14 protein-coding genes are annotated in these 12,692 nt (G+C 48.8%); 8 read left to right on the top strand and 6 right to left on the bottom strand.

Translation table 11 applies throughout. From position 1 onward, the window contains the following. Positions 1-9 precede the first annotated feature (9 nt). Genes MUG09_RS16185 through MUG09_RS16175 form a run of 3 tightly spaced genes read left to right on the top strand, consistent with a single transcriptional unit; the run spans position 10 to position 2,649 of the window. Positions 10-867, top strand: coding sequence for a class II fructose-bisphosphate aldolase (locus tag MUG09_RS16185; protein ID WP_244772472.1), 858 nt, complete (start codon positions 10-12; stop codon positions 865-867). Positions 868-883: 16 nt separating this feature from the next. Then, positions 884-1,693 (top strand): inositol monophosphatase family protein, encoded by an 810-nt coding sequence (locus MUG09_RS16180; protein WP_244772471.1) that lies wholly within the window; start codon positions 884-886, stop codon positions 1,691-1,693. Beyond that, on the top strand, positions 1,654-2,649 hold the full coding sequence (locus tag MUG09_RS16175; RefSeq protein ID WP_342345917.1) for a 1-phosphofructokinase family hexose kinase: 996 nt from the start codon (positions 1,654-1,656) through the stop codon (positions 2,647-2,649). Before MUG09_RS16180 ends, MUG09_RS16175 begins: the two co-directional genes overlap by 40 nt. A gap of 34 nt (positions 2,650-2,683) precedes the next feature. On the opposite strand, the gene MUG09_RS16170 is transcribed toward MUG09_RS16175, so the two are convergent. Beyond that, positions 2,684-3,538: a GNAT family N-acetyltransferase gene (locus MUG09_RS16170; RefSeq protein ID WP_244772470.1), complete on the bottom strand. Its 855-nt coding sequence runs from the start codon at positions 3,536-3,538 to the stop codon at positions 2,684-2,686. A gap of 72 nt (positions 3,539-3,610) precedes the next feature. Beyond that, the gene (eda, locus tag MUG09_RS16165; protein WP_244772469.1) at positions 3,611-4,573 is read right to left on the bottom strand and encodes a bifunctional 4-hydroxy-2-oxoglutarate aldolase/2-dehydro-3-deoxy-phosphogluconate aldolase; all 963 of its coding nucleotides are present in this window, start codon (positions 4,571-4,573) and stop codon (positions 3,611-3,613) included. A 130-nt stretch (positions 4,574-4,703) separates the two neighbouring features. On the opposite strand from eda, the gene MUG09_RS16160 reads away from it, so the two are divergent. The 3 genes from MUG09_RS16160 (at position 4,704) to MUG09_RS16150 (ending at position 6,964) form a co-directional block, all read left to right on the top strand. Further along, positions 4,704-5,741 (top strand): sugar kinase, encoded by a 1,038-nt coding sequence (locus MUG09_RS16160; protein WP_244772468.1) that lies wholly within the window; start codon positions 4,704-4,706, stop codon positions 5,739-5,741. A 165-nt stretch (positions 5,742-5,906) separates the two neighbouring features. Further along, positions 5,907-6,239 (top strand): cupin domain-containing protein, encoded by a 333-nt coding sequence (locus tag MUG09_RS16155; protein WP_244772467.1) that lies wholly within the window; start codon positions 5,907-5,909, stop codon positions 6,237-6,239. Positions 6,240-6,340: 101 nt separating this feature from the next. Beyond that, positions 6,341-6,964, top strand: a complete 624-nt coding sequence (locus MUG09_RS16150; RefSeq protein ID WP_244772466.1) for a DUF2202 domain-containing protein — start codon at positions 6,341-6,343, stop codon at positions 6,962-6,964. On the opposite strand, the gene MUG09_RS16145 is transcribed toward MUG09_RS16150, so the two are convergent. Next, the gene (locus MUG09_RS16145; protein ID WP_244772465.1) at positions 6,953-8,272 is read right to left on the bottom strand and encodes a lysophospholipid acyltransferase family protein; all 1,320 of its coding nucleotides are present in this window, start codon (positions 8,270-8,272) and stop codon (positions 6,953-6,955) included. The genes MUG09_RS16150 and MUG09_RS16145 overlap by 12 nt on opposite strands. Before the next feature lie 114 nt (positions 8,273-8,386). Here MUG09_RS16145 and MUG09_RS16140 point away from each other — a divergent pair, with 114 nt between their 5' ends. Beyond that, the gene (locus tag MUG09_RS16140; RefSeq protein ID WP_244772464.1) at positions 8,387-9,547 is read left to right on the top strand and encodes a DUF6930 domain-containing protein; all 1,161 of its coding nucleotides are present in this window, start codon (positions 8,387-8,389) and stop codon (positions 9,545-9,547) included. Positions 9,548-9,556: 9 nt separating this feature from the next. Next, complete coding sequence (locus MUG09_RS16135; protein ID WP_244772463.1) at positions 9,557-10,492, top strand: AEC family transporter; 936 nt, start codon at positions 9,557-9,559, stop codon at positions 10,490-10,492. A gap of 5 nt (positions 10,493-10,497) precedes the next feature. Here the strand turns inward: MUG09_RS16135 and MUG09_RS16130 are convergent, their stop codons facing one another. From MUG09_RS16130 to MUG09_RS16120, 3 genes are all read right to left on the bottom strand, one after another. Then, on the bottom strand, positions 10,498-10,833 hold the full coding sequence (locus MUG09_RS16130; protein WP_244772462.1) for a cupin domain-containing protein: 336 nt from the start codon (positions 10,831-10,833) through the stop codon (positions 10,498-10,500). 15 nt (positions 10,834-10,848) lie between these two features. After that, a complete protein-coding gene (locus MUG09_RS16125) occupies positions 10,849-11,826 on the bottom strand; it encodes a Gfo/Idh/MocA family protein (protein WP_244772461.1) in 978 nt (325 codons plus the stop codon). Positions 11,827-11,902: 76 nt separating this feature from the next. Then, positions 11,903-12,691 (bottom strand): IclR family transcriptional regulator, encoded by a 789-nt coding sequence (locus MUG09_RS16120; RefSeq protein ID WP_244772460.1) that lies wholly within the window; start codon positions 12,689-12,691, stop codon positions 11,903-11,905. Between the last annotated feature and the right edge of the window lies 1 nt (position 12,692).

The following is a 12,692-nucleotide window of genomic DNA, read 5'->3' as shown; positions in this document are numbered from 1 at the left end:
GAGAGCAAAATGGCTTTAGTAACTTTAGATTATCTAATGAAAAAGGCAATGAAGGGAAATTATGCAATTGGTGCATTCAATTTCTTCACCTATGAGAATTTGATTGGAATTGGGCTCGCTGCACAGCGTAAAAATAGCCCAGTCATAGCCATGGCATCAGTGGGAGCCATGAAAATAATGGGGGAGAAAGGGACAGTCGGAGCTTGTTACGGAGTAGCACGTGATTATGATGTTGATATGGTGCTTCACCTTGATCATGCAACCGATTATGATCTAATCCGTCGTTGTGTCGACAATGGATTCACTTCAGTGATGATTGATGCCTCTAGCAAGGTTTATCAGGAAAACGTTGATATCACTGCCCAAGTTGTTGAATATGCAGCAAAGTATGGTGTTTCAGTTGAAGCTGAGCTGGGTCATGTTGGTGGTCAGGAAGATCATATCAAAGTCGATGAGCGCGAAGCGCTATTCACCGTTCCTGAAGATGCAAAACGTTTCATCAAGGATACCGGTGTCGACGCTTTGGCTATAGCTGTAGGTACCGTCCATGGTTTTTACAAGAGCGAACCAAAGCTTGACTTTCCTCGTATCGCTCGAATTCATGAATTGGTTCCCACAATACCATTAGTTCTTCATGGGGGAACAGGTGTTTCTGACGATGATTTTAAGAAAGCAATACAACTGGGAGTTCGCAAAATCAATGTCGGTACAGAGCTGAAGGTACATGGAGTCTTTGATGTTTCCAAGCAGGCATACGCTTCTGATTCTGGTTCAGATCCACGTTCGGTTTCCGTCAAAGTCATCGAAGCCTGTGCAAAAATTGTCGAAAGTAGAATTGATGTGATTGGAAGTGTTGGAAAGCTTTGAGTCAGGGGGAAGCAAGATGAAACAGAAATTTGATGAGCTGGAGAGGACGATTCGTGAATGCGGCCTATATGCAAAAGCGCAACAAGCTAAAATCCGGCGGTCCTTGAAAGTTGATGGGAGCATTCTTACAGAGTCAGATTTGTATATCACTCGTCGGGTTCTCGATAAGCTCATCAAGCTGTTTCCTGGAGTAAATATCGTAACCGAGGAGATTGTTCAGGGGCAATTCAACCCTCAGGCGCCATACACATTCGTTCTTGATCCTATTGATGGAACAGATTCATATAGTCAGGGTTTCCCGGCTTGGTGCATAGGGCTTGGAATCTTGGATAGCCGGAGAAACCCTGTTGGTTCCATCGTTTATGCTCCGAGATTCGGATGTGGCTGCGAAGAACTATTTCTACGTACCGACCCGGATGAGGATAGAATTTGGTTGAATGGTGAAGTTCTATCTGTCCATTCGATAGCGATTGGAGAGAAAGATAATCCCAGGGAAGTGACAACCGGATCGAAGATAATTCATGAATTACCTTTTGCTCAAGCAAAATGTCATTTTCGTTCTTATGGGTGTTCTATCATCCATATTGTCAGCGCAGTGGTGTTCAAAGGGATTGAGGCTTGCTTAGATCCAACTTGTTATGTGTGGGATATCGCTCCTGCACATGCCATCGCAAAGAAAGCAGGAATGGATTTCCAGTATTGGAATGGGTCAAAGTTTTTTTATGACGATGACGTATTGATTAATCGTACTATGTTCAAGCTCCCCTTGGTAATCGGTACCTCTGTATGTCGAGGGGAATTGATTCGACGACTGAATGCTCACTGATATTCATGCATCGTCTGAATGCAAAATTTTTAAATAAGGATAATGTTGTTATGAACCAGTCTTCAATATTGACCATCTGTTTGAGTCCTACGTTCCAGAAAATGCTCTACTTTAATTCGTTCCATGAGAATGAGGTAAATCGCTGCTTCGAGTACAATCTAAGGGCATCTGGGAAAGGTATCAACGTTACACGTGGCCTATCATATTTCGGTCATGATACGCTGTGTCTAACTCAGTTGGGTGGGTGTCGAATTGAGGAATATCTAGACCTATGTCATCAGGAAAATATCAACATCAAGTACGTTGACAGCAAGGCTCAAATTAGGACCTGCACTACTATCATCAATAGGGGCGGGCACACAAGCACCGAACTTATAGAAGAGAATTCAGTGGTCAGTCCATGTGTGGGTGAGGAGGTCCTTGCATTGTTTCGTAAGGAAATTCTTGGTCGTGATGCTGTAGTAATCTCTGGAACAAAGGCTCCTGGGTTTGAAGATTCAATCTTCCCACAGATGGTTCGTCAGGCAAAGGAGTTAGGCAAACTTGTAGTTTTGGATATTAAAGGTGAGGATTTGAAAAATTGTCTTCAGTTTCATCCTGATATCATCAAACCAAACCTATCTGAATTCATTTCGACCTTCGTTCCCGAAAGTACAGTGTTTGAGAATGAAGATACTGAACAGTTTTTTGATAAGATTGAAGCAATAACTGGAAAAATATACCGCGATTTCCAAGTACGTACTGTGTTGACACGAGGCAAGTTTGATACCTGGGTGTATGATGGCTTGCATTTAGTGGTAATTCCAAATAAAGACACCCCTGTACTCAATACGATTGGCTGTGGTGATGCCTTGACTGCAGCAATGACACACTCCTTGCTTAATGGGAAAAATCTCGTTGAAGCAGTTAAGTGTGGTATGGAATATGCCTTGCAATGGGCCAGCGGCAATATGTGATTGGACGAGAAAACCAAGGGCCAAAACGGTCACACTATCGCAAAATCAGTCTATGGTAATCGACCTGACTGGTAGTGGAGAACCCTAATTTTTGGTAAAGGGCAAGGGCAGGGGGGTTCTGGGAATCCACTTCAAGCTGGATTGTATCTGCATCCTTGAAGAGCTGATCGAAGGCAAGGCTGAGCATCTGTCTTCCCATGCCTTGGTTCCTACAGGCATGGATGATTCCTACTCCGTGAACAACCCACACTCCATCTTCCATGGCTGCATTAAGAACCCCAATCGCTTTGTCCTCATAGCGATACAGAAATACTTTTCGGTCTGTGCTTGAGAGTAAATAGGACAAGACGTGCGTACTTTCATCCCTCGCTTCCTCGAAGGCGTCACTCATGACGGTGATGGTTTCCTCTTTGTTATGTTCAGCAACCAACTCAAGAGTCCCGATTTGTTGCTTGTTGTTCCAGTGTTGTTTTTCAAGTGTCATCAGGTACTCGCTGCGGTCAAGCTCCGGATACCGCTTCTGTAGATAGGAGAGGCCGCTTTTGCTGTTAAGCTCCCGTTGAAAGAGTGCCTGGTTGAATGGGTATGCTTTATATAAGGAGAGGGCATGCTCCACCAGACGGTTGAAATGTCCTTTCCTGCGATGATCGGGATGGGTGAAGCCGTTGAACTCCACCTCCTTGCGGCTGGGAAAAAATGCACCAAGGAAGCTTATAAGCTGGTTGTCCTCATACCCAAGGAAGAAACAATCCAAGTCCTTGTATACATTCATTTCCGAGGAGAGGAATACACGATTCTCCAAGCTTTCGGGAAGGAGGGCGACATCCTGGAGCTGTTCAATCGCTTTGATTTGCTCGTTGGCAAGTATATGGTTTTGTACTATTCGCATGCACCTACTGTAAACAAGAAAACGCCGGCTCTGCTAGATGAGAACCGGCGTCTGGATTGTATTTTCTTGGAATCAGGCCTTGACCAGGTGTACGGCAAAGCCGCTGAGCTCCTGCTGGATGTAGCAGACCTTGATCTTACCCTTTGCGTCACGGGTGATGGTCTCTTCATTGACTGTGAACCCATGGCGGCCGAGGTAGGCGAGGGTGCGCTCGATATCAAAGCACTTGAAACCGAGGTGGCCGAGTCTGCCGTAGTACATCTTGGGAAGGACTTCGATGGTGGTATTCAGGAATGTGGAGCTGTTGCCGACCTTCTTTACCATGCCGAAAGCCCCAAGGGCGGCAATGGTTTTCTCAGCCTCTGCAGCATTTTCATTGTTGATGCCCAGATGTGCGAACTCAAGGCCCTGGAGGGCAACTACAGCTTCACTGCACAGGTCTGAAATTGCATCCCAGTTCTCTGCTTCGATGAGCTCGGGCTTTACCATCCAGGAGCCGCCGACCGCCAGTACGTTGGACTGCTTTGCATAGGAGGCAAGGTTTGCCGGGCTGATACCACCTGTAGGCATGAACATCAGGTTGGGGAAGGGGCCTGCAAGGTTCTTGAGCATCTCGACGCCGCCGCTTACTTCTGCAGGGAAAAACTTGAGGGTGGAAAGTCCTCGTGAGAGGCCTGCCTCGATGTCACTGGGGGTACATACACCGGGTACGATGGGCACGTTGTTCTCAAGACACCAATCGACGACGGTCGGGTTGAAACCGGGAGAGACAATGAACTTGGCACCGGCTGCAACAGCTTTCTTGGCAAAGTCGAGATTGGTAACCGTTCCGGCTCCAACCAGCATCTCAGGAACAGCCGCCGTGATGTTTTTGATCGCTTGCTCTGCGGCTGCGGTGCGGAAAGTGACTTCAGCACAGGGAAGGCCGCCCTTGACCATGGCCTTTGCAAGCCCTACAGCTTTTGCAGCATCATCGATTTTAACTACAGGTACCAGACCGATTTTGTGAATGTTTTCAAACAGTGCTTCGTGCATGGAGTCACTCCTTTATTTCAATTATGAAACGTTGTTTCAAAATAATATTGACAGACCCAAGCATACCCTCTATGATTCCAAATATCAAGAGGCAATCAGTATTCCCGACAAAAATATCCAGGAGGCTTGTATGGGTAAGAAGTATGTAACGTTTGGTGAGATTATGCTGCGGCTCAAGAGCCCCGGCCATGAACGCTTTTTTCAATCTCCTCTCATGGAAGCAACCTTTGGAGGTGGTGAAGCAAACGTTGCCGTTTCTCTCTCCCTTCTGGGCAAGGATGCCAAGTTCGTCACCGCTCTTCCTGCCAACGCAATCGGCGAGGCTGCCGTTCGTGAAGTAAGAAAATACGGTGTCGACACCTCTTCGATCAAGATGACCAAAGGCGGACGTGTTGGAATTTACTTCCTGGAGACCGGTGCAAACCAGAGAGCGAGCAGCGTAGTCTATGACCGCGCAGAGTCCTCCATCGCCTTGAGCAAACCTTCCGATTTTGATTTTGTTTCCATTATGGCAGACGCAGAATGGCTGCATGTAACCGGCATCACCCCGGCTATCAGCCAGGTAGCAGCCGACAGCTGCCTTGCCGCCATGCAGCACGCAAAGAAGGCCGGCGCCACCGTCTCCATCGACCTGAACTATCGCAAGAAGCTGTGGAACTACGGCAAGAAAGCTCCCGAGGTAATGCGCGAACTGGTCAAGTTTGCCGATGTAATCGTGGCAAACGAGGAAGACATCCAGAAGTGCCTGGCCATCGAAGCCAAGGTTGATGTGACTACCGGCGAACTGGATATCGAGGAGTACAAGGCCCTGACTGCAGAAGTCAAGGCTCAATTCCCCAACATCAGTGTGGTTGCCGTCACCCTGAGGGAAAGCAAGAGTGCAGACCACAACGGCTGGAGTGCAGCCCTCAGTGGAAAGAGCGGTTTCTACCTCTCCAGGCACTATGAGATCACCGATATCATCGATCGTGTCGGTGGCGGAGACTCCTTCTCTGCAGGTCTCATCTATGCCCTCAGCGAGTACGGGGACGATGAGCAGTATGCCATCAACTTTGCCGTTGCAGCTTCTGCTCTGAAGCACTCCATCGACGGAGACTTCAACCTTTCCACCAAGGCGGAGGTTGAAGCCCTGCTCAAGGGTGATGGAAGCGGACGCGTACAGCGCTAAGCCTCATGTGTTTGTATCGGGGGAGTGTTTTATGACACTCCCTGTTTTTTTCAGTGGAATCAGACGAAAGTATGTCCTGAACAAATTGCTTGACAGGCCTTGCATATTGCAAAATCCTCAAGCATGCTGAGACTATTATACGGTTTACCAATCGGGAGAAGTGCCATGAACACGGTTGTTTTTGCTGCTAGTGCAGGTATTGAGTCGGTGGGAGAAGGAGTCAGAAGGAAAATCCTGGCTTACAACGAGACCATGATGCAGGTTGAAGTTATGTTTGAAAAGGGTGGTGTTGGAGCAGTGCATACTCATCCCCATACACAGGTGACCTATGTTCTGGAAGGCTCCTTCGAATTTTCCATCGATGGAAAACCCGTTGTTGTAAAGAAGGGGGACACCCTGCTCTTCACTCCTCATACACCGCATGGGACGCTCTGTCTCGAAAAGGGAGCGGTCTTGGATGTATTCACCCCCTGTCGTGAGGACTTTCTCAAGACATGATCGTTGAAAACTGTCTTTACCCAACCTTTACCTGACATTCTTAATGCCTGTACTCGGTAGCAGTATTGTTGAGTCAGATTCAACAATCATAGGAGCTGCATATGTACAAGCATACAAGCATCATAGTTTTGGCACTGATTTTAGGTACCTCGTTTTCTCTAGCTGCACAGCCGATTGAAGAGGTGCAAGTTAATTCGCCTCCAGCGGTCGAAGCTCTCTTGGCCGAATCCGGCTCAACAGAAGACGGACTTTTGTATATGCGTGAGGAAGAGAAACTTGCCCGCGATGTGTATCTCGCCTTATATGAAAGATGGGGTGCCAGGACATTCCTGAATATTGCAAAGGCTGAACAACAGCACATGGATGCAGTGGGAGCACTGCTTGCAGTACGAAACATCGAGGATCCTGTTGCAGGTTCTGCAGCCGGTGAGTTCAAGAACGCCGACCTGGCTGCTCTCTACACCTCCTTGGTGGAACAGGGCATGAAGTCAATCCAAGAAGCCTATTTGGTAGGAGCCATCATCGAGGATTTGGATATCTACGATTTGAAGGAGTATCTTTCAAAGACTACTGATGAAGCTGAAATATGGGTATATACCAATCTCCTGAAGGGATCGGAGAACCACATGCGTGCCTTTATCAGACAGCTTGACCGGTACAAAGTCACCTACAAAGCACGCTATATCAGTGAAGCGGAACTTGCATCCATCCTGTCAGGAAGGTGATTGGGCAACCGCCTCAAGCAAGATATGAGGAGTAATTTCCTGCTCCTTGCTATAGTAGGCAAACAGCTCCTCGGTTGCCAAAGCGATTTTGGTGACCGAGAACTTTTGTTCTTTCGGATAGATGTAGTAAGTGTCTTCCAAGGTGGAGAGGTCGATGCAGTCTCCCTTGCCGAAATACTCATACTCGATGTGGCATGAGTACATCGACAGGGGGGTTTTTGCAAGGAGAAAACCCTCTTTTCCGAACAGGCCTTCCAACTTGAAGCCTTGCATGTCGTGAATGAGCAAGGCATCACCAAGGGGAATGTACCCCTTTGCATTCGGGAGGGCTTCCACGTGTACTTTTGTCTTCAGGCAATACGTTCCAGCTTCAATTTGGACGCGCACCTGCTTGCGCTCGAACTCATACCAGTCGGGAATATGGGGAAACTCAGTAACCAACAGCTGTTCGTCATCCGCCCTTTGGATTGCCCGCAACTCTCCGTATTCGGTCATTTCCCACTTTTTATGACAAGTCGAGCATCCGATATGGATTCCCTCGCTATAGGTTGTGTACTCGCTGAGGCAATGAGGACATTGATACAGCGGCTTATGCAGGCCCTCAGCCCGCTTTGGATAGCTTATACGGATCTTATTATCTTTTTGCCACCGATATTCATCGTACTCGAACGCCTTTCTGATCACTGCATTGATGTGGGAAACCGAGCTCTTCGCCAGATCCTCCTTGGTGAACAGCAGGCTGTAATCGGCTTCAATGCGGCTGCCCCGGTCCTTCAGATTCCATACGGGACTGCTCAGATAATGGCCGTGCATATTGAGCATGACTACCGGCACCCCGAGGAGCTTCGCCATTTTTCCCAGTGAATCAGGTAACACGGCGGTGGTTCCCACCAGGGTGTATCGTGCTTCGGGATAGAGGGCCAAAACATCCTTGTTTACTGCCAGTACCTCTCGGATCTGCCTGATCAATTGAAGGTCATTAGTAAATTTTCTCTTGCAGATGCCTCCTGCATTTCGTAAAAGCCACTCGCGCTTGAGAAAACCGTCGATGGCAACCACATAGTTTGCCCGGTAGGGGAAAAGGGCGGCGGTAGTCACCTTGAAATCGATGAATGCATGGTGGGTGCACAAGAGAAGAAATGGAGGCTTTATGCCTTCCATATTGATGCGGTTGATTTTCAGACGATGGGACCATACGGTCGGATAGCTCAGCAGCCAGGTCACAGGTCTTAAAAACTGACGCTGGCGGATGGGCTTTTTCTTCATATCGAATCGCTTTGCTTGCTGCAGTTTCTCAAATCCTGTCATGAAGAACCATCCTTCAAATGATGCATACACTTATGGTACAATGTGTAGATTACCATAGCAAGTACTATAGGCAAAGTCACTGGACAAGCCTTTGGATTATTGTATGATGAACCGATGGAGAAAAGAATGGATACCCATACCTTATACAGCCTCGCCAAGGTCTATACCGAGTCAGCAGTCTCTTCCGTTTTCTCGGAGAACGACCTTATTTGCATTATTGCTGAAGACAAGACACCCTACTATGTTTCGCTTGTAGACTCGGCTTTTGCCGCTTACCGTGGAGAAAAGGGCCTTACCGGATACCTTGCCCTTTCGCTCTCCGATGAACAGACCGATTCGTTTGAATACATGGAGATGGAGCAGGAGCAGGAGTGCCTGCTCTGCCTTTTCAACAACAGCAGGGTGGATATCGAGGAAGCCGATTACCAAGCCATTGTCGACAGCGGCGTATCCTTTGATGATGGTATGTACCCCCAATTCAGAAGCAAGCTCCAATACCAGTATCCTTGGTATATTGAAGAACATGAAGGAAAAGACCTCATACAGATCTTCCGAGCGGTTCTTTTTGCCAAAGAGTACTTTGCTTCCTATAAGAAAACGAGCAGGACAAACTCCTTCTCGTATTGGCTGGATTGCCTGAATCTGAAGGAGAGCGGCGGCAAGGAGTACATTCCCTGTATTGAAGAGCAGGATGGATTCTTTGTCGTCACTGCAAGAATTCTCCAGGATGAAGCGTATGGGTTCTCCTATCCTCAGGCTTTCTTCACCAACGAAGAAAAACAACGTTACTACAAACGGATGAAATCAAGACCGGGGAAAATTCTCTATACCGCCACCGGCATGCTTCCCGAGCCGATGTTGGGGGAGAAGGGAGGGCGTCCGCTCTTTCCCATTTACCAATTGGTCTACGATCCTCAGGCGCATCAGATTCTCGACATCTTCATGGTTGAAAATTACGAACAAGAACATGGTGCATTTATCAGCCACCTGCTGGAAATCTTTGAGAAAGAGGGGAAGCCGCAGGCCATCCACTGCTTTGGCAAACGTACGCTGCCGCTTCTTGAGAAGATTGCTCCCCAAATGGGCATCATGGTTGTTGACGGTGGAAAGAATGAGGAGATCGAGTCGATTCTCATGGATATGATGCATGACTTGTTCACCGAAGAAGGGCATGAGCATCATCACCATGAAGAGGGTTGTTCCTGCAATCATGACCATGGACATCACCATCACCATGGGGATGGCTGCTCATGTGATCATCATAGTGAAGAATAAGGACCAAGCATGATATTTTCCACCGCCTTCTCGGTCCTTTTTCCCTTGTTTGCAAAAATCGCCCTTGGGTATGGGATTCGAAACCTTAAGCTTCTCTCCGAAAAAACCCTTAAGGAGATGAACAACGTGGTGTTCCGTGTCTTTCTTCCCACGCTGCTCTTTTCAAATATCTACAAGACTGACTTTTCCACCATCACTTCCTTCAATTTATTGTGGTATGCGGTTCTCTCTTTGCTTGTGATGGTAAGCTTCTACATGCTCCTGATTCCCCGCATGGAACCGGAGAATGCGAGACGGGGAGTGCTGGTGCAGGGTATTTGCAGAAGCAACTTCATTTTCTTCGGCATGCCGATGGCCGCCACCCTGTATGGAGGTACCAGCGCAGGCATCGCTTCCTTGATGGTGGGTGTGGTGGTTCCAGTGATCAATGTGCTCAGTGTTGTAGTTCTGGAATACTTCAGGGGCAACAAACCCGATGGAAAGAAAATCCTCAAAGGAATCGTCCTCAACCCCATTGTCATCGGGGGAGTGCTGGGGCTTCTGTGTGCCATCGTAGGGATACGACTGCCCAAAGGCCTTGAAGGAGTCGTGTTTGAGATAGCAGAGATTGCAACCCCGCTTGCCTTGGTCATTCTAGGAGCCTCGGTTACGTTTTCTTCGGTCAAGCTGAACCGAAAACCCTTGGCCGTCGGGGTGTTGAATCGATTGGTGATAGTCCCTGCTGTTGGCATCACGATAGCTATTCTTTTCGGGTTCAGAGGTCTTGAGTTGATCCTTCTGATGGCCATGTATGCATCTCCGGCAGCGGTATCTTCCTACACTATGGCCCAGCAGATGGATGGGGATGCAGAGCTGGCGGGGCAAATCGTCGTGTTCACCACCGCCTTGTCGCTTCTCAGTCTGTTTCTCTGGATATCCCTTCTGATGGCCTTGGGGTTCTTCTAGAACCCTTACTGGTCCCCCCGCTCGGGAACGATGCAGATGAACACAAACTTCTCATCCCCGGCATTTGAGATCTGGTGGTCGGCGTCATCAGGAACATAGGCGACCGAGCCCGCTGTCAACGGATAATCCTTGCCTTCCATATAGAGGTTTCCCGTCCCCTCGACTGCGTAGATGATGTGCTGCCAAGGATGGGAGTGGTGGGGAGCCTTACCACCCTTTTCCAGCGTGAACATTCTCATGACGTGGTCCTTCCAGCCCTCCTTGGGACTGACCAGGACCTGCTTGGTAACATATTCTGAAATCTGTTTTTTCTCGATTAGATCGCGATGTGATACAAACATGGTGAAATCTCCTTCTTATACTCTGCCGATCAAGCGGTCAAGAACGAAATCTGTTCTCATCCCGGACTCTCCGGTACTGGGACAGGTCCCCCTGCCCAGCAGCTGGTCGACGATTGTCTGGATCAAAGGTTGTGCTACATGCTGGGGCGGGTCGGGGACTGCAATGGTCTGTACTCCCTCGAGTGTTGCAATGGTAATGGGTTGGGCAATATCAAGTACGGAGTAGGAAATTCTTGCTTTTTCAAGGTAGATGTGGGTGACATCCTCATCCTTGAAGGTATTGAAACACCAAAGTCCGGTACCTGGGATGCCCTGCTCGGTCTTGAAATGTCCGTACACCACATCATCGGCTTTATAGACCTTGCTTTGGTTCATGGCCTCCCCGCAGGCTTCACTGATGGGCCCGAGCATCCAATCGATGAGGTCCAGGGCATGTGAGCCGACGTCGTGAAACTTGCCTCCACCGGAGACCTCGGGTCGTACCCGCCAGGTTCCACCATTCTGTTTGTCCTCTTCTTTGATGGTCTGCTGCATGAATACATGCACCGCTCGTACATCACCATACTGCTTGCTGTCTATCATGCGCTTGATCATCAGATACTTGGGAAGCGCCCGACGATAATAGGCACTGAAGAACGGAACTCCTCTCTGGTTGCAGAAATCCACCATTCCCTTGCTCTGCCGAGAGGAGATTCCCAAGGGTTTCTCACAGTATACCGGCTTGCCGCTTGCGGCAACCATCATCACATAGTCACTGTGCGAGTCGGGATGGGTGGCAATATAGACGGCATCCACTTCCTCGTCGTCGATGAGGTCCTGGGCATTGTCGTACCACTTCGGGATTCCATGGCGCATGGCATAGTCACGGGCTTTTTGGGGTGTGCGACTTGTTACAGCAACCAAGGTCGACCCATCAGCCTTTTGGAATCCCGGTCCGCTCTTGACTTCCGTTACCGAACCGCATCCAATCATACCCCAACGAATCTGTTGCATGGCACACTCCTTTTTGTCAGATGGTACTACACCATTGGTAAAAAAACATCCCCGATTACTCAGGGATGTTGTGGCTTTACTCCTCGGTCCAGCCAAGCAATCTGGAGAGACTTGCACAGGCTTGGAGAATCGAGGAGACAATCCTTTGTTTCTCCTCGACATTGAACCTGAAGAGCGGCCAGGATACGCTCATCGCTGCCACGGCCTTCCCTGTATAGTCCCTGATGGCAGAACCGATGCACAGTGTTCCCATCTCATGTTCCTCGTTGTCCCAAGCCCAACCCTGGCTTCTGATCTGCATAAGCTCCTGTTTGAGCGCCTGACTGTCACGAAGCGTGTTAGGGGTGAATGGTTTGAGATTCACCTTGCCAAGGTAGGATGCGAGTTCACGCTCATTCATATCACTGAGCAGGATTTTGCCGATGGCGGTACAGTACAAGGGAATGGTTTTTCCTACCCGAGAGTACATGCGGATGGTGAAGGAGGACTCCTTCTTGAGGATATATACTGCCTCGTCGTCCTCCAACACCCCCATATGGACTGTCTCACCAAGTTCCTCACACAACTTTTGTGCGATTGGATTGGCAATCTGGATGAGATCGATATGCTCCAGGCCGTGCGACCCGACGCTGAACATCTTCAAGGTGAGGCTGTAGAGATCGCTGGGGTCGCGGTATACATATCCGAGATTGACCAAGGTGGAGAGAAACCGAAGCAGGGTGGCTTTTGGCAATTTCGTTTCCTTTGCCAAGCTTTCCAGGTTGATCGTCTGATGCCTGGAGAGCGTCTCAAGGATGGCGATGGTCCGAATGACCCCGCTGGTTTGCTGCTTTTCACTTCCTGAATCGATTTCTTTCTTTCCCATC

It is taken from the genome of Sphaerochaeta associata (genome assembly GCF_022869165.1).
Taxonomy (GTDB): Bacteria; Spirochaetota; Spirochaetia; order Sphaerochaetales; family Sphaerochaetaceae; genus Sphaerochaeta; species Sphaerochaeta associata.
This window is presented reverse-complemented; position numbering and strand designations above follow the sequence as displayed.

Coding starts and splice junctions, on each gene's coding strand:
- MUG09_RS16185 (WP_244772472.1), top strand. CDS start 10: ATGGCTTTAGTAACTTTAGATTATCTAATGAAAAAGGCAATGAAGGGA.
- MUG09_RS16180 (WP_244772471.1), top strand. CDS start 884: ATGAAACAGAAATTTGATGAGCTGGAGAGGACGATTCGTGAATGCGGC.
- MUG09_RS16175 (WP_342345917.1), top strand. CDS start 1,654: ATGTCGAGGGGAATTGATTCGACGACTGAATGCTCACTGATATTCATG.
- MUG09_RS16170 (WP_244772470.1), bottom strand. CDS start 3,538: ATGCGAATAGTACAAAACCATATACTTGCCAACGAGCAAATCAAAGCG.
- eda (WP_244772469.1), bottom strand. CDS start 4,573: ATGCACGAAGCACTGTTTGAAAACATTCACAAAATCGGTCTGGTACCT.
- MUG09_RS16160 (WP_244772468.1), top strand. CDS start 4,704: ATGGGTAAGAAGTATGTAACGTTTGGTGAGATTATGCTGCGGCTCAAG.
- MUG09_RS16155 (WP_244772467.1), top strand. CDS start 5,907: ATGAACACGGTTGTTTTTGCTGCTAGTGCAGGTATTGAGTCGGTGGGA.
- MUG09_RS16150 (WP_244772466.1), top strand. CDS start 6,341: ATGTACAAGCATACAAGCATCATAGTTTTGGCACTGATTTTAGGTACC.
- MUG09_RS16145 (WP_244772465.1), bottom strand. CDS start 8,272: ATGACAGGATTTGAGAAACTGCAGCAAGCAAAGCGATTCGATATGAAG.
- MUG09_RS16140 (WP_244772464.1), top strand. CDS start 8,387: ATGGAGAAAAGAATGGATACCCATACCTTATACAGCCTCGCCAAGGTC.
- MUG09_RS16135 (WP_244772463.1), top strand. CDS start 9,557: ATGATATTTTCCACCGCCTTCTCGGTCCTTTTTCCCTTGTTTGCAAAA.
- MUG09_RS16130 (WP_244772462.1), bottom strand. CDS start 10,833: ATGTTTGTATCACATCGCGATCTAATCGAGAAAAAACAGATTTCAGAA.
- MUG09_RS16125 (WP_244772461.1), bottom strand. CDS start 11,826: ATGCAACAGATTCGTTGGGGTATGATTGGATGCGGTTCGGTAACGGAA.
- MUG09_RS16120 (WP_244772460.1), bottom strand. CDS start 12,691: ATGGGAAAGAAAGAAATCGATTCAGGAAGTGAAAAGCAGCAAACCAGC.